This is a genomic window from Roseovarius aestuariivivens (assembly GCF_004761875.1).
Taxonomy (GTDB): domain Bacteria; phylum Pseudomonadota; class Alphaproteobacteria; order Rhodobacterales; family Rhodobacteraceae; genus Roseovarius; species Roseovarius aestuariivivens.
In genome coordinates this window covers 229,609-246,151 of sequence record NZ_SJEY01000005.1, presented here as the reverse complement: position 1 = coordinate 246,151, position 16,543 = coordinate 229,609, and the positions used below count along the sequence as shown (strand labels likewise).

The following is a 16,543-nucleotide window of genomic DNA, read 5'->3' as shown; positions in this document are numbered from 1 at the left end:
CTTTAGCGCGGCTGGATCAGCCCGAGACTTACGGCGCGGCCGACCGCCTGCGCGGTGGTCAGGGTGCAGAGTTTTTCGCGGGCCGAACGCAGATGTACCTCGACCGTACGAGACGAGATCGACAGGATATCGCCGATATCCTGTTGGGATTTGCCGGCGGCAACCCATTGCAGCACTTCCTGTTCGCGGGTCGACAGATGCGGCTGGCGCAGGATGCGGGTGAGTGCGTCAGAATGCATGACCGTGTCGTGCAGGTGGACTGCGGCGGTCTGAAGTTGTCCCATGATGGGACCGGTCAGGCGACGCCACGCGTCGGGTGCGACGGTGGCGGTCACGCTGAAAAGACCGATATCGCCCATAGGGCCGCGAACCGGAATGGTCAGGCCCGTATCCGGGAGGTTGAAGTCACGTGCCGGGCCAAACACGTCGCGAAAACTGTTGTCATGTTCCAGACGACGCCAATCGACCGGGGCGATGGAGCGCGCGGCGGCGCGCAGAGTCGGATCCACAAGATGCAGGCTTTGCGCCATGTAGTGGTCTTTCCACGCATCCGGGTAGGTGGTGAAGGCGTGGATCTTTCCGGAAATCGGATTGGCAGAGGCGTAGGACGCGTATTCCAGCCCGAGCGTGTTGCAGACCCCGTGCAGCTGGGCGAGGAAATCCGGCTCTTCGCCGGGCGTATCCGCCAGATCAATAAGCTGCATGCCGGGTTTCATTTCTCGTTTTGGACCTCCAAATGTGCGCGGGGCTGACTGTGACGCGCCACCAGCGCGCGCATCTGGAACAAGGCTTGTTTCCGAGCCGGGGTTGGCAGGCGATGAAAGAGATCGAGCATCTCCAGATCATTGGTGTCAACATGCGGGCGCGCATCGAGTTCCTCGAAAAGCCGCACGACCGAAACGCCGAGCGTATCGGCGATGCGCCACAACCGGGACGCGGCGATCCGGTTGGTGCCGGATTCGTATTTTTGCACCTGCTGAAACGTCACGCCAATCCGTTCGGCGAGGTCTTTCTGGCTAAGGCCAAGGGCTTTTCGGAACGTTCGGATCCGTGCGCCGATGGCTTGGTCTATCGTCTGCATAAATGTCCTTTCTCACCCCAATCTTCAACTTATCGGCGATTTCAGCGAAAAACAATTATACAAAAGAGACAGCTTGGACGGCTAATCCGCCGCAGCGCACAAAAAAAGGCCGCGCACGCGGCGCGGCCCTTTGTAGTTCTGTCTGAAGCTTTCGCTTCGCTTACTTGTCGTCGTCGCCTTCGGAGGCTTCGGCATTGTCCTCGGGCAGAACTTCCTCGACAGTTTCGGCGAGATGCTCGTCGTCGGACGCTGCGGCGCCGATATCCTCGAAAAGCTCGGCGATCTCGTAATCGGCGGCTTCCTCTTCTTCGGCGGCCACGTCCTGAATGGTGCGGCCCGACGCCTGAAGCTCGGCCTCTTCGGGCGAGCGGGCGACGTTAAGCGTGATCAGCGCTTCGACCTCGGGGTGCAGGTGCACCTCGACCTCGTGCAGGCCGAGTGTCTTGATCGGCTGACGGATCAGGACCTGCTTGCGGTCGATCGAGAAGCCTTCTTCGGTGGCTACCATGGCGGCATCACGGGTCGAGACCGAACCATAAAGGTTGCCGCCATCGGAGGCCTGGCGAATCACCACGAATTTCTGACCATCGAGACGCGCGGCCAGAGCCTCGGCCTCTTTCTTGGTTTCGAGATTGCGAGCTTCGAGCTGCGCTTTGCGCGCCTCGAAGGATTCGATGTTCTCTTTCGATGCGGTCAGGGCCTTGCCCTGCAGCAGCAGGTAGTTGCGGGCGAAGCCAGGCTTCACCTCAACCACATCGCCCATCTGGCCAAGCTTGGCCACGCGTTCGAGAAGGATGACTTGCATGGGTCTTTCTCCTTATTTCACGGCGTAGGGCAGCAGGGCGAGAAAGCGGGCGCGCTTGATGGCGCGGGCCAGTTCACGCTGCTTTTTTGCCGAGACGGCGGTGATGCGCGACGGAACGATCTTGCCGCGCTCGGAAATGTAGCGCTGCAGCAGTTTCGTGTCCTTGTAGTCGATCGCAGGTGCGTCATCGCCCGAGAAGGGGCAGACCTTGCGGCGACGGAAAAATGGTTTTGCGGCCATGGTTTAGTGTCCTTTCTTCAGGCGTTGATCACGAACGGCGCTCGCGACGGTCGCCGCGTTCGTCGCGTTTCTGCATCTGGACCGAGGGTCCTTCCTGATGTTCGTCGACCTTGATGGTCAGCACGCGCATCACGTCGTCATGCAGTCGCATCAAGCGTTCCATTTCCTGCACTGCCTCGGAAGGCGCGTCGGTGCGAAGGAAGGCATAGTGGCCCTTGCGGTTCTTGTTGATCTTGTAGGCCATCGTCTTGACGCCCCAGTACTCGCTATCGACGAGCTTGCCGCCGTTGTCGGTGAGAATGGAGCTGAAATGTTCGATGAGCCCTTCGGCCTGTGTGTTGGACAGGTCCTGGCGCGAGATAAAGACATGCTCGTAGAGCGGCATGTTGAGTCCACTTCTTTCAAGGCGCATTTCAAAGGCGGGCCGGTTGATCCTTTCGCGGCCCGTCCACGAGAGACTGCGCGGTTCATAACGTCGTGCGAAAGGAAGCGCTCGTATAGGATGGAACGCCCTGTGCCGCAAGGGTGAAAGCCGTGCCGCGCAATCGTCCCGCCTCGGCCCGTGCCATGCCCCGCATTGGCCCCAATTCCGCCCCAGTCCGTTGCGAATCTGGAAACAATTAAAAGGCAGGAATGAGGGCATAGACATGGTAGCGTTTCCCGATCACCGCAAAACCGCACACGAGACCGCCGCCCCGCAGGGCGCACCGCGCTCGGCGCTGGCGCGCCTGGCCATGGGATGCGCCGGAACGGGGCTTTGCATGGCGGGCCTTGGTCTGTGGCTGGTGCCATCGTCCGATCCGGCTGCGCAGCTGGCGAAACTTTGTGCTTCGTTGCTACTGCTGGGGTGGGGTGCCTACGTGCTGCATGCGCGTAAGAATGCGCCAAAAGCGGATGTTCATATCGCGCCGGACCGGCACGGACCGCGCGTGCGGGAATACGACGCACGCGGTCGGTCGGTATTGCGCCACCGCTAGGGCGTCGTTGCGCGGCTGTTCACCGCTCAACAGGGTCTGTTCGCTTTCGCTGGCTTGCTCCTGAAGGGGGATGCGCCATCTATCGTGGTGCAAGTTCCAATCAACCAGTAGGAGTTGACAGATGAAACGTTTCGCCCTCGTCACAGCAATGACCTTCGCCGCGGCCGCCGCAATGGCCGAGCCCGAGAAATACGTGCTCGACGCGAGCCACAGCCAGGTGCTCTTTTCTTATGACCATCTTGGCTTTTCCACGACCTACAACATGTTCTCCGGGTTCTACGGAGAGATCATGTTCGATCAAGCGGACCCGGCCAATTCCTCGGTCAGCGTGTCGATGCCCGTCATGTCGCTGTTTACCGGGTGGGAAAAGCGGTTCGAGCATTTCATGGGCGATGATTTCTTCGGCGCCGAAGAGGGGGACATGATCACCTTCACCTCGACCGGCATCGAGGTGACCGGCGAGAGCACCGCCAAGATCACCGGTGACCTGACCATGAATGATGTCACCAAGTCCGTCGTCCTCGACGCCACGCTTAACAAGGCGGGCGAGCAACCGATGGCCGGCAAGACCTGGGCCGGGTTCGACGCGACGACGACGCTGATGCGCTCGGATTTCAACCTTGGGTACGCTGTGCCCGCCGTCAGCGATGAGGTCGAGGTCATGATCTCGATCGAGGCGTCCAAGGCGGACTGACCCGAGACCTGCCTAACGAAAAAGGGCCTGCCGGCATGGCAGGCCCTTTTTTGTGCCGAAACGTGACGCGGCTGCGCTTATTGCCGTGTCGCGGTAAGATCGAACGAGATACCGACGGAAGCCCCTACATTGTCTTCGCCTTCTGCGCCAATGCCGAAGTTGCGCCGGTCGACCGTCATGTTGCCCTCGGCCCGAGCTGTATCGCCGTCGATGGTTAGCGCGAACGGCAATTCGACAGGGGCGGAGTTGCCCTTGATTGTCAAAGTCCCGGCGGCGACATGGCCATTATCGCCCTGACGGATATCGGCGCTGAAACTGGCGCGCGGATGGTTGGCGGTGTCGAAATAGTCAGGACCCATCGCCTGATCCGTGACGGATCCAAGCGTCAGCGAGGAGATCGTGACCGTCACGTCGACCTGGCCGGTGCCGGTGGCCTCGTCGTAGACAATCTCGGCGGACCAGTCCGAGAACGCGCCGGCGGTGTCCGACCCCATCTGTCGGATCGTGATGCCAAGCGCGCCATCGGTCACGGTCCAGCCGTTTTCGACACTTGCCGCTGTGGCGCTTGCGGCGTCCTCTTCCTCGGCCAGCTGCGCCTCATCTTCCGCCGCGGTTTGCGTCGCGGGGTCTTCTACAATGACCGCCTGTACGGTGCTGGCGCCAAGAACCGACATCCAGATCACCACGGCGGCCAGAAAAGGCCAGATGTGGCGCGGCTGCGCGCTGGTCGGTTCCGCCGAAAGCCGGCCCGGCAACATTCGCCGCAGTGTGGCATCCTTGTCGATGACATGGTGCTTGAGCGCGCCCGCCACGTGCAAGAGAAGAGCCGCGATCAGAACGTTCTTGGACAGATGATGCAGCCCGGCGAAGGTTTCTGCGATGCTTTCGTCCTTCGGCACGAAAGGAAGGCCCTGTCCGAAGGGCCACCAGATGGGCGCGTAACCAGAGACGGCGGCGTGGTGGATCCAACCCGATAGCGGCACGATTACCAGCGAGCCGTAAAGCAGCCAGTGCACGGTTTCGGCCGCATGGGCCTCGAGCGGTTTGTCGCCGTTGAGAAGCGCTGGCTTGGGCTGCGAGAGCGCCCAGAGGATCCGGCCAAGCGCAAAGAAGAAGACAGCGAGCCCCATCGTTTTGTGCAGCGAAAAGAGCAACGCGGTGCGTGAGATGTAAGCATCGCTCGTTTCGATGGCCGGGTCGCGGATGGCATGCGCCATCTCATTGGCGACAAGACCCAGGGGCAGGTTGACAAGAATGAAGACCGCAATCAGCCAGTGAAACGTTTTGGTCACGGACCCGTATGCGGTGCGCGAATTTATCAGAGGCATGGAAGGCTCCTGTGCAAGCGTGCTCAGGGAGATAGGTAGCGGACGCGGCTCTGCCTGCAATTGCAAATGCTGCACAGTCAGGGTGCGGGGCTGCCGCGCCCAACCGTCTTGCCCGTTGCGCCGCGCGGCCTGTCGCGCTATCGGGGGCCAGACGTCAGGGAGGACATCACCCAAATGAGCAAGGCATTCGTATTCCCCGGGCAAGGCGCGCAGACCATCGGGATGGGCCGGGCGCTGGCTGAGGCTTATCCGGCTGCGCAAGCAGTTTTCGACGAGGTCGACGCAGCGCTGGGCGAAAGCTTGAGCGGGCTTATCTGGGAGGGCGAGCAGGACACGCTAACCTTGACGGAGAACGCGCAGCCGGCGCTGATGACCACGTCGCTTGCGGCCATGCGGGCGCTCGAGGCCGAGGGGATCGAGATCACTGCGGCGGCGATGGTGGCCGGCCACAGTCTTGGCGAATATTCAGCGCTGGCCACGGCCGGGGCGCTGAGCGTTGCGGATTGTGCGCGGCTTTTGCGAGTGCGGGGTCGGGCGATGCAGAGCGCGGTACCTGTGGGTGAGGGCGCCATGGCGGCGATCCTGGGTCTTGATCTGGAGGCCGTGCGCGCACTGGCCGACGAGGCGTCGAAGGACGGTATCTGCCAGGCGGCCAACGACAACGATCCCGCGCAGGTTGTCGTGTCGGGAGAGGCCACCGCGGTGGCGCGGGCCGTGGAACTGGCCAAGGAGAAGGGCGCCAAGCGGGCCATGCTGCTTCCCGTCAGTGCGCCCTTTCATTGTGTCATGATGCAGCCCGCCGCCGAGGCGATGCAGGAGGCCCTCGACGGGGTGGAGATCAAAACACCGGCCGTGCCGGTGGTGGCCAATGTGGTCGCCGAGGCGGTGAGCGATCCCGACACGATCCGTCGTCTTCTGGTCGACCAGGTGACGGGCGCGGTACGCTGGCGTGAGTCGGTGACCTATATGAGCGCGCAAGGCGTGACAGAGATCTGGGAGATCGGCGCCGGAAAGGCGTTGTCGGGCATGGTGCGGCGCATCGATCGCGATATCGCCACTCGGGCGGTAGGCACGCCGGACGACGTCAAGGCAGCGATGGAGGCTGTCGCGGCAAACTGAGCCGGGACCAAGAAAATTCGGAAAGTCTTGTCAAATTTCGTTTCAGGAAATTTGACGCGCAAAAGAGGAGAGAGCGGGATGTTTGATCTGACGGGAAAATGCGCGTTGGTGACCGGCGCATCTGGTGGCATCGGAGGAGCGATCGCCAAGGCGCTGCATGGTGCGGGCGCGATGGTGGGTCTTTCGGGCACCCGCGAAGAGCCTTTGAAGGCGCTGGCGGAAGACTTGGGCGAACGGGCGCATGTGCTGCCCTGCGATCTTGGCGATGCCGAGGCTGTCGACGCGCTGCCGAAGCGGGCCATTGAGGCGATGGGCGCGCTCGACATTCTTATCAACAACGCCGGCATCACCCGCGACCAGATTTTTATGCGGATGTCGGACGAGGAATGGCAGAGCGTGCTGGATGTAAATCTGACTGCGACCATGCGGCTGTGCCGTGGCGTTATGCGCCCGATGATGAAGGCACGCTGGGGGCGGATTGTGAATATCAGCTCGGTCGTAGGCGCCACGGGTAATGCCGGTCAGGCAAATTATGCCGCCTCGAAGGCCGGGATGGTGGGAATGACCAAATCCATAGCTTATGAGGTCGCACCCCGCGGGATCACGGCCAACGCGGTCGCGCCCGGGTTTATCGCCACCGCGATGACAGACAAGCTGAGCGATGAGCAGAAAGACAAGATATCGTCCCAGATTCCGGCGGCGCGTATGGGCACGCCCGAGGAAATCGCAGCCGCCGTCCTCTATCTAGCCAGTCCCGAGGCGGGGTATGTCACGGGCACCACTCTGCACGTGAACGGGGGCATGGCGATGCTGTGAGCCACCGCATGCGCATGCTCTTGCGCGGCTGGGGAAACCATTTGCCAATCTCGCGCCGTATGCTATAGGCGGCGCAGTTTGAACGGGGGGCAACCGCGCTTGCCGCCAAGAACGCCCGTGCTAACGGGCACGAGAGCCGCCCGTCGGGGCATCAAAGCCGCTTCCCGGCGCGGGCAGGGGCATAGAACTAGGGCCGAAGGCCTGAAGAAGATGAGGAATTAACATGAGCGATATCGCAGACCGCGTGAAAAAGATCGTTGTGGAACATCTTGGGGTGGAAGAGGACAAGGTGACCGAGAATGCCTCGTTCATCGACGATCTTGGCGCGGACAGCCTCGACACAGTCGAGCTGGTCATGGCCTTCGAGGAAGAGTTCGGCATCGAGATTCCCGATGACGCCGCCGAGACGATCCAGACCTTCGGCGATGCGGTGAAGTTCATCAGCGAAGCGTCGTAAGACGCGACATCGCCAGCGGCATTATGAGGCCCCCGTACACGGCGCGGGGGCCTTTTTCATTGCGACCGCTAAATGCCCATGTTCGGGATTGATTGATATGATGCCGATTTGAGCACAGTAGTGCCCGCGTACGGACAGTATGGTGTCGATGGTACCGGCGGTCCGGCGAATCGAAAGGGCGTTTGCGATGATCCTCTACCCCACACTCGAACTTTATAACGGAAAATGCGTTACGCTGACGCGCGGACGGCTGGATGACCCGGTCGTTTGGCACATCGATCCGTTCGAGACCGCCCGAGCTTACGCTGCCGCGGGCGCGGAATGGATGCATCTGACGGACATCAATGCGCTCAAGGGCGAGGGAGACAATGCCGATCTGATCGCGCACATCATCCGGGGCGTCGGCATTCCTGTGCAACTCGGCGGCGGGTTCCGGTCGCGCGAGAGCGTAACCCGCTGGATCGAAAAGGGCGCGGGCCGGATCGTTCTTAGCACGATGGCGGCCTATGATCCCGATGCGGTTCGGGCGCTGGCCAAGTGGCATCCCGACCAGATCATACTGGCGGTCGACGTCTTTCAGGGCTCTGTGATGACCGAAGGCTGGCAAAAGAAGAGCGCGTTTTCGCCCGACAGCTTCATCGCGGCATTCGACGCGGCGCCGCTGGCGGGAATCATCGTTACTGATGTCGATGCCGATATCGACGCAAGCGATGGCAGTCTGGGCCTGATTGCCGGACTGGCCTCTAAAACGCGCCATCCGGTTGTCGCGCGCGGGACCATCCGATCAGTGGATGACGTGGCCCGGCTCAAATACGTGTCCAACATCGCCGGGGCACTCGTCGGTAGGTCGCTTCTGTCTCGTGACGTGGACCTGTCCGAGGCCCTCGCCGTGGCCCGTGCCGCCAGAGAGCCGGTGGCAGATTTCCAGTAGGTTCCAGAGGCTTCACGGTCCGCACGCGGAGGCTTGCGCGCGCAGCGCCTTGGGGTTGCCCCAAGGGGCCAAGGCGCGGTATGAGCAGCGAACGAACCAATCGAGAGGGCAGTTCTATGCGGCGTGTCGTGGTCACCGGACTTGGTCTGGTTACTCCCTTGGCCTCGGGGGTGGAGGAGAGCTGGACGCGAATACTGAGCGGAGAGTCGGGTGCCGGAACAATCACCCGGTTCGATCCTGCCAATGTTGCCACGAAATACGCGTGCCAGGTGCCCGATGGCGATGGTAGTGACGGCACGTTCAACGCCGATGCTTACATGGAGCCCAAGGAACGCCGGAAAGTGGATGATTTCATCCTCTATGGCGTGGCCGCAGCCCAGCAGGCTGTGGAAGATGCCGGTTGGACCCCGACCGAAGACGCGGATCTGGAGCGCACCGGCGTGATGATCGGCTCAGGTATCGGCGGACTGCGGTCGATCGAGGAAACGACCCTGTTGATCCGTGATCGCGGCGTACGGCGTGTGTCGCCTTTCTTTATTCCCGGCGCGCTGATCAACCTGATCAGCGGGCAGGTGAGCATCCGCTATGGCTTCAAGGGTCCGAACCACGCTGTCGTGACGGCCTGTTCGACCGGGGCGCATGCCATCGGCGATGCTGCGCGCCTGATCATGTTCGGCGATGCCGATGTAATGGTCGCGGGCGGGGCCGAGGCCGCGATCTGCGAGATCGGGATTGCCGGCTTCAACGCTTGCAAGGCGTTGTCGACAAAACGGGCGGACGACCCCAAGGCGGCCAGCCGACCCTATGACGCGGACCGCGATGGCTTCGTAATGGGCGAGGGGGCCGGCGTTGTGGTGCTGGAGGAATACGAGCACGCCAAGGCCCGTGATGCCAAGATCTATGCCGAGATCCTGGGCTATGGCCTGTCGGGTGACGCCTATCACATCACCGCACCGGCAGAGGATGGCGATGGCGGATACCGGGCCATGAAGGCCGCGCTGCGCAATGCGGGTGTGACGTCCGAAGACGTTGATTACATCAACGCGCATGGCACGTCGACCATGGCCGACACGATCGAGCTTAAGGCTGTTGAGCGTTTGCTGGGTCAGGCTGCGGGCAAAGCGACGATGAGTTCCACCAAATCCTCGACCGGGCATTTGCTTGGGGCGGCTGGCGCTATCGAGGGCATTTTCGCCATTCTCGCTGTGCGCGACCAGGTCGCGCCGCCGACGATCAACCTCGATAATCCGGCTGTCGAAACACCGCTCAACCTGGCCGCCAACGCCAAGCACGAGCGCGAGATCAAGGTGGCCTTGTCCAACAGCTTTGGCTTTGGGGGCACCAATGCGTGCCTGTGTGTCGGGCAGGTGCGGTGATGTGGCGGCATATCGCCTCGAATTTCCTGACCTTTCTCGTGGTGATCGTGTTCCTGCTTGGGGGCGTGATCTTGTGGGGCCAGAACGAATACAGCGCCCGGGGGCCGCTTGACGAGGCCATTTGCCTGCAAGTGCCACGCGGTGCCACGATGCGTAGCATCTCGCGCCGTCTGGAAGACCAGGGCGCGGTGCGCAATGGCACGATCTTCCGGCTGGGTGCGGAATATGCCGACAAGACTGCGGATCTGAAGGCAGGCAGCTGGCTTATTCCCGAGGGCGCCAGTATGCGCGAGGTGACCGATGCGATCACGCGGGGCGGTGCAAGCACCTGCGGCACCGAAGTGGTGTACCGGATCGGCATCAATGACCTCGAGGTCGAGGTGCGGGAACTTGACCCGGCGACCAATCGCTTTGTCGATCGCGCTGAGTTCGATCCGACTGCCGAAGGCGTCGAGTTGCCCGCAATCTTCGAGGAGGTACGGCAAAAGGCCGACACGCGTTACAGGATCGCGCTGGCGGAGGGGGTGACGAGCTGGCAGGTGGTCAACGCATTGCGCTCCGTCGATGTGCTTGACGGCGAGGTGGCGGAGACGCCGCCGGAGGGAAGTCTGGCCCCTGACAGCTACGAGGTTGTGGCCGGTGCGAGTCGGGACGATCTTATCGCGCGGATGCGTGCCGCGCAGGATGCAATCCTTGCCGCCGCGTGGGAGGCGCGGGATGAAGATATTCCACTCGAAGATCCCTACGAGGCCCTGATCCTCGCGTCGATCATCGAGAAGGAAACCGGGGTCGCGTCAGAGCGCGGACAGGTGGCGAGCGTGTTCACCAACCGCTTGCGGCGTGGCATGCGCCTGCAGACAGACCCAACCGTGATCTACGGTATCACGCAGGGTGAAGGCGTATTGGGACGCGGCATTCGGCAGAGTGAGCTTCGTGCCGCAACGCCTTATAATACCTATGTTATTGAAGGTTTGCCGCCCACGCCCATCGCCAATCCGGGCAGGGCGAGCATTGAGGCGGCAGTGCAGCCGCTGGAAACAGACTACGTGTTCTTCGTCGCCAGGTCTCTGGACCCGCGCGATGGTCATCTCTTCGCCGAGACACTCGAAGAGCACAACGAGAATGTCGCGGCCTATCGCCGTCTGGAGGCCGAACAGGCCAATCAGTAACCAAGTGTGCGAGTGCTTTTACTGACCGGCAGTGAAATACACTTGTCCGTCGCCCGCGGTGCCACCGAAGGCAATTACGTCGAAAACAGCGGTCGGATCGTTACCCATCCCGGGCGATCCGGCTGGCATGCCGGGCACTGACAGGCCGGAAATATCGGGACGTTCCGACAGCAGCTTGCGGATGGCGTCAAACGGCACATGCCCCTCGACCGTATAGCCCGCAATACGAGCGGTATGGCAGGACCAGAGCGGTTGCGGCACCCCGCCCGCGCGTTTCATCCCGACATAATCGCGCGTGTCTTCGGTGGTCACGGAAAAGCCGGCGTCGCGGGCGAGGTCCGCCCACGCCTTGCAGCATCCGCAGGTCGGCGTCTTGACGACATGCAGCGCGTTGTCGGACGGCGCAAGTTCATCGGCATGCGCCACAGCTGAAACGCCCGCCGTAAAAAAGAATGAACCACCTGCGAGAAGCGCGTTGCGGCGGGAAACAGAGCGCTGTTGCGACATCGATATGTCCTTTCGTGCTTAGGTTAAACTTAGAAACAACCTGGTCACTGGCTTTACAGGATGCAAGGCGGCGGTTCGGCGCGGGGGACACGTCCTTGCGTGATGTCTTGGTTAACAAGTTCTTAACAATCCGGGCGAGAATAGCCCGGCAACACCCTGTAATACGTGATATTTCCATGGGTCTGCATTGATCCCTTGACGTCGGTCGCGCCGTGGCAACGAGCGCGGGCGACACACCATTCAGTTACGGGGTCTGCCACGTAACAAGAGAAGAAACATGAGGCTAGAGCACGCATGGTCCTGATTGTTCCGGATCCGGTTCCCACGGGCCTAACAACCTCCATCGACTCGCTTGAGCGGCAGCTTGCCGACATGCGCGCCGAGCTGGAGGGCATGTACGCCCGGATCAAGACCGGCGAATTCGGCGAACTGAAAAACGCGATGAAGGCCACGTCGGAAATCCGGCAATGGCTCAAGATCGCCATCGAAGCGGAGGCTCAACTTGCCACACGAAAGAAAACCGAAAAAGGCATCGTCCACGACTATGCGCTCGACCTTGATGCCGCCAGAACTGCGGTCGGATGCCGCTTGGCTCGTCTCAGAAGGGCACGAGGTTCAGTCTGAGTTTCTCGATGCCCTGGGTGACGGAGAGCTGATGGCGCTGCCGTATCTTTTCGAATTCTGGGCGATGGATCACCAGTTGCCGCCCGAGGGCGACTGGCGCGCCTGGGTGATCATGGGCGGGCGCGGTGCGGGCAAAACGCGGGCAGGCGCAGAATGGGTGCGAGCCCAGGTCGAGGGGCCAAAACCGCTTGATCCCGGTCAATGCGCGCGCATCGCGCTGGTGGGAGAGACGATCGACCAGGTGCGCGATGTGATGGTTTTCGGCGAAAGCGGCATTCTTGCCTGTTCTCCGCCCGACCGGCGGCCGGTGTGGCAGGCGACGCGGCGCCGGCTGATCTGGCCTAACGGGGCAACGGCGCAGGCGTTTTCGGCGCATGATCCCGAGGCGCTGCGCGGGCCGCAATTCGACGGGGCCTGGGTTGATGAGATGGCCAAATGGAAAAAGGCGCGCGAGACTTGGGATATGCTGCAATTTGGTCTGCGGCTGGGTGAGCATCCGCAGGTCTGCATCACGACCACGCCGCGCAATGTTGGTGTGCTAAAAGATGTGCTCGCACAAGATACAACGGTAGTGACGTCTGCGGCGACCGAGGCCAACGCGGCGTTCCTCGCGCAATCCTTTCTTGACGAGGTGCGGGCGCGGTATGCAGGCACCCGGCTGGGCCGCCCGGAACTGGATGGAATTCTGATCGACGAGGCTGATGGCGCGCTTTGGCGCACCGGCATGTTGGAGACCGGGCGGCTGGACAAGGCGCCGGCGCTGGACAGGATTGTGGTGGCGGTCGACCCGCCGGTCACCGGCAAGGCCAGTTCGGATTCCTGCGGGATCGTGGTGGCCGGGGCGGTCACGCAGGGTCCGGTGCAGGATTGGCGCGCCTATGTGCTGGCCGACAGAAGCGTGAGTGCGGCGTCACCCACCGCCTGGGCCAAGGCGGCCATCCGCGCAATGGAGGAATTCGGCGCGGAACGGCTGGTGGCCGAGGTCAACCAAGGCGGCGAGATGGTCGAAGAGGTGATCCGCCAGGTCGACCCCCTGGTGCCCGTGAAGTCAGTGCACGCGAGCCGCGGCAAGGTGGCCCGGGCCGAGCCGGTTGCCGCGCTTTACGAGCAGGACCGTTTGCATCACCTGCACGGTATGGCCGAGCTTGAAGATCAGATGTGCGCGATGACGGCGAAGGGTTTCGAGGGCAAGGGCAGTCCGGACCGCGTGGATGCGTTGGTCTGGGCATTGACCGAACTGATGATCGTTCCGGCGGCGCGCTGGCGCAGCCCGCAGGTGCGCTCGATCTGAGACATGGTCATGTCTGGCGGCGTATGCGGCGGGACGGCGAAGGCCGACCCGCCGCTTTTACGTTTCATGTTGAGCGAGATAGGCAAAGCGATAAGCGAGCGCCACGCCGCCCGCGCCCCCGACGATATTGCCCAGCGTTACCCAGACAAGATTGGTGAGGGCGGCACCAAGAGCGGGGTCGGCACCCGCCCCCCAAGCCTGAGGGAAAAAGTACATGTTGGCCACCGAGTGCTCGAACCCCAAAAGCACAAAAGCTGAAATCGGCCAGAGGATCGCGAGGATCTTGCCCGCCACGGTTCGGGCCGCGAAGGTGAGCCAGATCGCAAGGCAGACAAGCGCGTTGCACAGGATGCCGCGCATGAACGCCTCTGGCGGGGGTAGCGACGTTTTGGCCTCTGCGATGCGTGTCGCCGTTTCTCCCATCGGGCCGTCAAGCAGGCCACTCAGCGTCATGCCGAACGCCAGCGCCGCTGCCCCGATCAGGTTTCCGGCATAGACGATGGCCCAGGCGCGAAACAGCCGGGCGGGTGCGATCTTGCCATCGACGGCGGCCATGACCATGAGCGCGTTGCCGGTGAAAAGCTCGGCCCCGCCGACGATCACCAGAATAAGGCCGAGACAAAAGACCACGCCGCCCAGCAGCCGGGCCGGTCCGATAGCGGGATCGAGGCCAGTCATGGTCATTGTGTAGGCCGCCCCGCCCAACCCGATGAACGCCCCGGCCAGAATCGCGAGTGTGAGCATCGGCCCGAACTCTAGGCGGGCCTTGGCGACGCCCGCCTCTTCCACGAGCTGGGCGATCTTGGCGGGTTTGTAGGCGTCAAGGCTTTCTGTCATGAGGCCAGTTTAGCGCGGCTTTCGCGCCCGTGGAGCGGAAATACGACCTTTCGGGCAGAGATTTGCGAAAAGTTCCTTTGGGTTGCGCCGGGTCCGCGCCGCGCGCGGCGTGGTTAGGAATTCGTAAACCTTTGAGGGTCTGATGCCTCTTGTGAGCGGGCAGTGATGGCCCATGGCCAAGGCGAGAGACCAAGGAGAGCGCAACGATGATTCTGGATTTCTTCCGGCAAGGCGGCACGGCGCCCGAGGCCCCCGAGCAGAAGGCGAGCGCCGTGGGCCGGATCGCCGCGTGGCCGGGTGCGGGCCGCGTCGCGTGGACCCCGCGCGACAGCGTCAGCCTGACTCGCGCGGGCTTTGCGGGCAATCCGGTCGGCTTTCGCTGCGTCAAGATGATCGCCGAGGCCGCCGCCAGCCTGCCGCTGGTTTTGCAAGACGCAAAAGAACGCTACGCCGCGCACCCGGTGCTGGATCTGGTGCGCAGCCCGAACCCGGCCCAGGGGCGTGCCGAGCTTTTCGAGGCGATCTTCGGTCAGCTTCTTCTGACTGGAAACGCCTATGTGGAGGCCGTGGGCGGCGGTATCGGGGAAACCCCGCTGGAGCTGCACGTTTTGCGTTCGGACCGTATGAGCGTTGTGCCGGGTGCAGATGGCTGGCCTGCGGTTTATGAATACGCTGTGGGCGGACGCAAACACCGGTTTGCCATGGGCGAGGGGCCGGCCCCAGTCTGTCATATCAAGTCTTTTCATCCCCAGGACGATCATTACGGATTTTCGCCGATGCAGGCGGCGGCGCAGGCAGTGGATGTGCACAATTCCGCTAGCCGCTGGTCCAAAGCACTTCTGGACAACGCCGCGCGGCCATCCGGAGCGATTGTCTTCAAGGGCGCCGAAGGCCAGGGCACGCTGTCAACCGATCAGTACGATCGGTTGGTGATGGAAATGGAAAGCCACCATCAGGGCGCGCGCAACGCGGGCCGACCCATGCTGCTGGAAGGCGGGCTGGACTGGAAGCCGATGGGGTTCAGCCCGTCGGACATGGAATTCCAGAAAACCAAGGAGAGCGCCGCGCGCGAGATCGCGCTGGCCTTCGGTGTGCCGCCGATGCTGTTGGGAATCCCGGGCGATGCGACCTATTCGAATTACCAGGAGGCCAACCGCGCCTTCTATCGCCTGACGGTGCTTCCCTTGGCCGGGCGTGTGGCGGCGAGTGTGGCGGACTGGCTTGCGGGCTTTAGTGGTGCAGCGTTGGAGCTGCGGCCCGATCTGGACCAGGTGCCGGCGCTATCGGCGGAACGAGACGCGCAATGGGCGCGTGTTGCTGGGGCCGAGTTCCTGACGGCAGCCGAGAAGCGCACGCCTTTGGGCCTTCCCGCGCTGTCCGATGAGGGATGAGCCGAAAGATGGAGGACATGCACGATCTCGACGGGATCTATGCCTCTTTCGAAGGCACGCAGACGATGTTCCGGCACGTGGAAAAGCGCTTGACCTCGCTCGAGCTGTCGGTTGCAGCGATGGAGACAGAGCGCGCGGTCAGCGAAGAAAAGCAAAAGTTCATGGAGGCACGGTTCAACCAGATCGATGGGCGGCTGGAGAAGATCGACGGGCATATCTCGCGGCTGGTCTGGCTGATCATCGCGGCGATCTTGGGCGGGTTTATGAGTTTCGCCATGCAGGGCGGCATTTTGGGCGGATGAGCAGGAGATGAGAATGGATACGGATATGGAGCTTGAGCGGAAATTCTGCCGCTTCGACGAAGAGATCACCGTCAAGGACGGTGTGCTGATCGAGGGCTATGCAAGTCTTTTCGGGTCGGAGGATCGCGGTGGCGATATTGTCGAGCCTGGTGCGTATAGCGCGAGTCTGACGCGACTGGCCGCGGAAGACCGGCAGGTCAAGATGCTCTGGCAGCACGACCCGGCGCAGCCCATCGGTGTGTGGGACGAGGTCCGCGAGGATACGCGCGGCCTTTTCGTGAAAGGCCGGCTGCTCGAGAGCGTGGCCAGGGCGCGTGAGGCGGCGGCGCTGATCGCGGCGGGAGCTATCGACGGGCTCTCGATCGGGTATCGCACGCTGCAAGCGGTGAAGAATGACAAGGGCCGGCGGCTCTTGAAGGAACTGGAGCTGTGGGAGGTGTCGCTCGTGACCTTTCCGATGCTGCCCAGTGCGCGGGTCGGAGTCAAGGGCGAGAGCCCGCAAGGGGACGAGCTGCGCGAGTTGGCGGCGGCCTTCGAGGACGCCCGCCGGGAGATGGCGCGGCCCTAGCGCGGCGTCGGGACACCAAAACAGGATCAA

21 protein-coding genes are annotated in these 16,543 nt (G+C 62.5%); 13 read left to right on the top strand and 8 right to left on the bottom strand.

The window, feature by feature from the left end; translation table 11 throughout:
- Positions 1-2: 2 nt before the first annotated feature.
- The 5 genes from EZV60_RS10360 to rpsF all read right to left on the bottom strand — a co-directional run bounded on the left by EZV60_RS10360 (position 3) and on the right by rpsF (position 2,511).
- Positions 3-704, bottom strand: a complete 702-nt coding sequence (locus tag EZV60_RS10360; RefSeq protein ID WP_135505144.1) for an autoinducer binding domain-containing protein — start codon at positions 702-704, stop codon at positions 3-5.
- A gap of 8 nt (positions 705-712) precedes the next feature.
- The gene (locus EZV60_RS10355; protein WP_135505142.1) at positions 713-1,081 is read right to left on the bottom strand and encodes a helix-turn-helix domain-containing protein; all 369 of its coding nucleotides are present in this window, start codon (positions 1,079-1,081) and stop codon (positions 713-715) included.
- Between the two features lie 160 nt (positions 1,082-1,241).
- Complete coding sequence (gene rplI, locus EZV60_RS10350; protein ID WP_135505140.1) at positions 1,242-1,886, bottom strand: 50S ribosomal protein L9; 645 nt, start codon at positions 1,884-1,886, stop codon at positions 1,242-1,244.
- 12 nt (positions 1,887-1,898) lie between these two features.
- Entirely contained in the window at positions 1,899-2,126 is a 228-nt protein-coding gene (gene rpsR, locus EZV60_RS10345; protein ID WP_135505138.1) for a 30S ribosomal protein S18, read from the bottom strand.
- Between the two features lie 28 nt (positions 2,127-2,154).
- Positions 2,155-2,511 (bottom strand): 30S ribosomal protein S6, encoded by a 357-nt coding sequence (gene rpsF / locus EZV60_RS10340; RefSeq protein WP_135505136.1) that lies wholly within the window; start codon positions 2,509-2,511, stop codon positions 2,155-2,157.
- Between the two features lie 262 nt (positions 2,512-2,773).
- On the opposite strand from rpsF, the gene EZV60_RS10335 reads away from it, so the two are divergent.
- Positions 2,774-3,103: a hypothetical protein gene (locus tag EZV60_RS10335; protein ID WP_135505134.1), complete on the top strand. Its 330-nt coding sequence runs from the start codon at positions 2,774-2,776 to the stop codon at positions 3,101-3,103.
- 121 nt (positions 3,104-3,224) lie between these two features.
- Positions 3,225-3,797, top strand: a complete 573-nt coding sequence (locus tag EZV60_RS10330) for a YceI family protein (protein WP_135505132.1) — start codon at positions 3,225-3,227, stop codon at positions 3,795-3,797.
- Between the two features lie 77 nt (positions 3,798-3,874).
- Here EZV60_RS10330 and EZV60_RS10325 read toward each other — a convergent pair whose 3' ends face one another.
- Positions 3,875-5,125, bottom strand: a complete 1,251-nt coding sequence (locus tag EZV60_RS10325) for a cytochrome b/b6 domain-containing protein (RefSeq protein ID WP_135505129.1) — start codon at positions 5,123-5,125, stop codon at positions 3,875-3,877.
- A 174-nt stretch (positions 5,126-5,299) separates the two neighbouring features.
- Between EZV60_RS10325 and fabD the strand changes: the two genes are divergently transcribed.
- The 6 genes from fabD (at position 5,300) to mltG (ending at position 10,993) form a co-directional block, all read left to right on the top strand.
- A complete protein-coding gene (fabD, locus tag EZV60_RS10320) occupies positions 5,300-6,244 on the top strand; it encodes an ACP S-malonyltransferase (RefSeq protein ID WP_135505127.1) in 945 nt (314 codons plus the stop codon).
- Between the two features lie 78 nt (positions 6,245-6,322).
- Entirely contained in the window at positions 6,323-7,060 is a 738-nt protein-coding gene (gene fabG, locus EZV60_RS10315) for a 3-oxoacyl-[acyl-carrier-protein] reductase (protein WP_135505125.1), read from the top strand.
- Positions 7,061-7,283: 223 nt separating this feature from the next.
- Positions 7,284-7,517, top strand: a complete 234-nt coding sequence (locus tag EZV60_RS10310) for an acyl carrier protein (protein WP_135505123.1) — start codon at positions 7,284-7,286, stop codon at positions 7,515-7,517.
- A gap of 187 nt (positions 7,518-7,704) precedes the next feature.
- Positions 7,705-8,448, top strand: coding sequence for a 1-(5-phosphoribosyl)-5-[(5-phosphoribosylamino)methylideneamino] imidazole-4-carboxamide isomerase (locus EZV60_RS10305; RefSeq protein WP_135505121.1), 744 nt, complete (start codon positions 7,705-7,707; stop codon positions 8,446-8,448).
- Positions 8,449-8,564: 116 nt separating this feature from the next.
- A complete protein-coding gene (gene fabF, locus EZV60_RS10300; protein WP_135505271.1) occupies positions 8,565-9,824 on the top strand; it encodes a beta-ketoacyl-ACP synthase II in 1,260 nt (419 codons plus the stop codon).
- Complete coding sequence (gene mltG / locus EZV60_RS10295; RefSeq protein ID WP_135505119.1) at positions 9,824-10,993, top strand: endolytic transglycosylase MltG; 1,170 nt, start codon at positions 9,824-9,826, stop codon at positions 10,991-10,993. The genes fabF and mltG overlap by 1 nt, the downstream gene beginning before the upstream one ends.
- 18 nt (positions 10,994-11,011) lie before the next feature.
- On the opposite strand, the gene EZV60_RS10290 is transcribed toward mltG, so the two are convergent.
- Positions 11,012-11,500 carry a DUF411 domain-containing protein gene (locus tag EZV60_RS10290; RefSeq protein WP_135505117.1) on the bottom strand — a complete coding sequence of 163 codons (489 nt, stop codon included), beginning with the start codon at positions 11,498-11,500 and terminating at the stop codon, positions 11,012-11,014.
- A 294-nt stretch (positions 11,501-11,794) separates the two neighbouring features.
- Here EZV60_RS10290 and EZV60_RS10285 point away from each other — a divergent pair, with 294 nt between their 5' ends.
- The gene (locus tag EZV60_RS10285) at positions 11,795-12,124 is read left to right on the top strand and encodes a hypothetical protein (protein ID WP_135505115.1); all 330 of its coding nucleotides are present in this window, start codon (positions 11,795-11,797) and stop codon (positions 12,122-12,124) included.
- The gene (locus tag EZV60_RS10280; RefSeq protein ID WP_483436010.1) at positions 12,045-13,415 is read left to right on the top strand and encodes a DNA-packaging protein; all 1,371 of its coding nucleotides are present in this window, start codon (positions 12,045-12,047) and stop codon (positions 13,413-13,415) included. The genes EZV60_RS10285 and EZV60_RS10280 overlap by 80 nt, the downstream gene beginning before the upstream one ends.
- Positions 13,416-13,472: 57 nt before the next feature.
- Here EZV60_RS10280 and EZV60_RS10275 read toward each other — a convergent pair whose 3' ends face one another.
- Positions 13,473-14,252 (bottom strand): formate/nitrite transporter family protein, encoded by a 780-nt coding sequence (locus EZV60_RS10275; protein WP_135505111.1) that lies wholly within the window; start codon positions 14,250-14,252, stop codon positions 13,473-13,475.
- A gap of 206 nt (positions 14,253-14,458) precedes the next feature.
- On the opposite strand from EZV60_RS10275, the gene EZV60_RS10270 reads away from it, so the two are divergent.
- From EZV60_RS10270 to EZV60_RS10260, 3 genes are read left to right on the top strand one after another with little or no spacing between them, the layout of a single operon-like run.
- Complete coding sequence (locus EZV60_RS10270; RefSeq protein WP_135505109.1) at positions 14,459-15,643, top strand: phage portal protein; 1,185 nt, start codon at positions 14,459-14,461, stop codon at positions 15,641-15,643.
- On the top strand, positions 15,640-15,945 hold the full coding sequence (locus tag EZV60_RS10265) for a hypothetical protein (RefSeq protein WP_167853497.1): 306 nt from the start codon (positions 15,640-15,642) through the stop codon (positions 15,943-15,945). Before EZV60_RS10270 ends, EZV60_RS10265 begins: the two co-directional genes overlap by 4 nt.
- A 13-nt stretch (positions 15,946-15,958) precedes the next feature.
- Positions 15,959-16,513, top strand: a complete 555-nt coding sequence (locus EZV60_RS10260) for an HK97 family phage prohead protease (RefSeq protein WP_135505105.1) — start codon at positions 15,959-15,961, stop codon at positions 16,511-16,513.
- The last annotated feature ends 30 nt before the right edge of the window (positions 16,514-16,543 follow it).

Coding starts and splice junctions, on each gene's coding strand:
- EZV60_RS10335 (WP_135505134.1), top strand. CDS start 2,774: ATGGTAGCGTTTCCCGATCACCGCAAAACCGCACACGAGACCGCCGCC.
- EZV60_RS10305 (WP_135505121.1), top strand. CDS start 7,705: ATGATCCTCTACCCCACACTCGAACTTTATAACGGAAAATGCGTTACG.
- EZV60_RS10355 (WP_135505142.1), bottom strand. CDS start 1,081: ATGCAGACGATAGACCAAGCCATCGGCGCACGGATCCGAACGTTCCGA.
- EZV60_RS10330 (WP_135505132.1), top strand. CDS start 3,225: ATGAAACGTTTCGCCCTCGTCACAGCAATGACCTTCGCCGCGGCCGCC.
- EZV60_RS10325 (WP_135505129.1), bottom strand. CDS start 5,125: ATGCCTCTGATAAATTCGCGCACCGCATACGGGTCCGTGACCAAAACG.
- EZV60_RS10290 (WP_135505117.1), bottom strand. CDS start 11,500: ATGTCGCAACAGCGCTCTGTTTCCCGCCGCAACGCGCTTCTCGCAGGT.
- EZV60_RS10280 (WP_483436010.1), top strand. CDS start 12,045: ATGCGCTCGACCTTGATGCCGCCAGAACTGCGGTCGGATGCCGCTTGG.
- fabF (WP_135505271.1), top strand. CDS start 8,565: ATGCGGCGTGTCGTGGTCACCGGACTTGGTCTGGTTACTCCCTTGGCC.
- rplI (WP_135505140.1), bottom strand. CDS start 1,886: ATGCAAGTCATCCTTCTCGAACGCGTGGCCAAGCTTGGCCAGATGGGC.
- mltG (WP_135505119.1), top strand. CDS start 9,824: ATGTGGCGGCATATCGCCTCGAATTTCCTGACCTTTCTCGTGGTGATC.
- EZV60_RS10270 (WP_135505109.1), top strand. CDS start 14,459: ATGATTCTGGATTTCTTCCGGCAAGGCGGCACGGCGCCCGAGGCCCCC.
- EZV60_RS10260 (WP_135505105.1), top strand. CDS start 15,959: ATGGATACGGATATGGAGCTTGAGCGGAAATTCTGCCGCTTCGACGAA.
- EZV60_RS10360 (WP_135505144.1), bottom strand. CDS start 704: ATGCAGCTTATTGATCTGGCGGATACGCCCGGCGAAGAGCCGGATTTC.
- EZV60_RS10285 (WP_135505115.1), top strand. CDS start 11,795: ATGGTCCTGATTGTTCCGGATCCGGTTCCCACGGGCCTAACAACCTCC.
- EZV60_RS10265 (WP_167853497.1), top strand. CDS start 15,640: ATGAGCCGAAAGATGGAGGACATGCACGATCTCGACGGGATCTATGCC.
- rpsF (WP_135505136.1), bottom strand. CDS start 2,511: ATGCCGCTCTACGAGCATGTCTTTATCTCGCGCCAGGACCTGTCCAAC.
- EZV60_RS10275 (WP_135505111.1), bottom strand. CDS start 14,252: ATGACAGAAAGCCTTGACGCCTACAAACCCGCCAAGATCGCCCAGCTC.
- fabD (WP_135505127.1), top strand. CDS start 5,300: ATGAGCAAGGCATTCGTATTCCCCGGGCAAGGCGCGCAGACCATCGGG.
- fabG (WP_135505125.1), top strand. CDS start 6,323: ATGTTTGATCTGACGGGAAAATGCGCGTTGGTGACCGGCGCATCTGGT.
- EZV60_RS10310 (WP_135505123.1), top strand. CDS start 7,284: ATGAGCGATATCGCAGACCGCGTGAAAAAGATCGTTGTGGAACATCTT.
- rpsR (WP_135505138.1), bottom strand. CDS start 2,126: ATGGCCGCAAAACCATTTTTCCGTCGCCGCAAGGTCTGCCCCTTCTCG.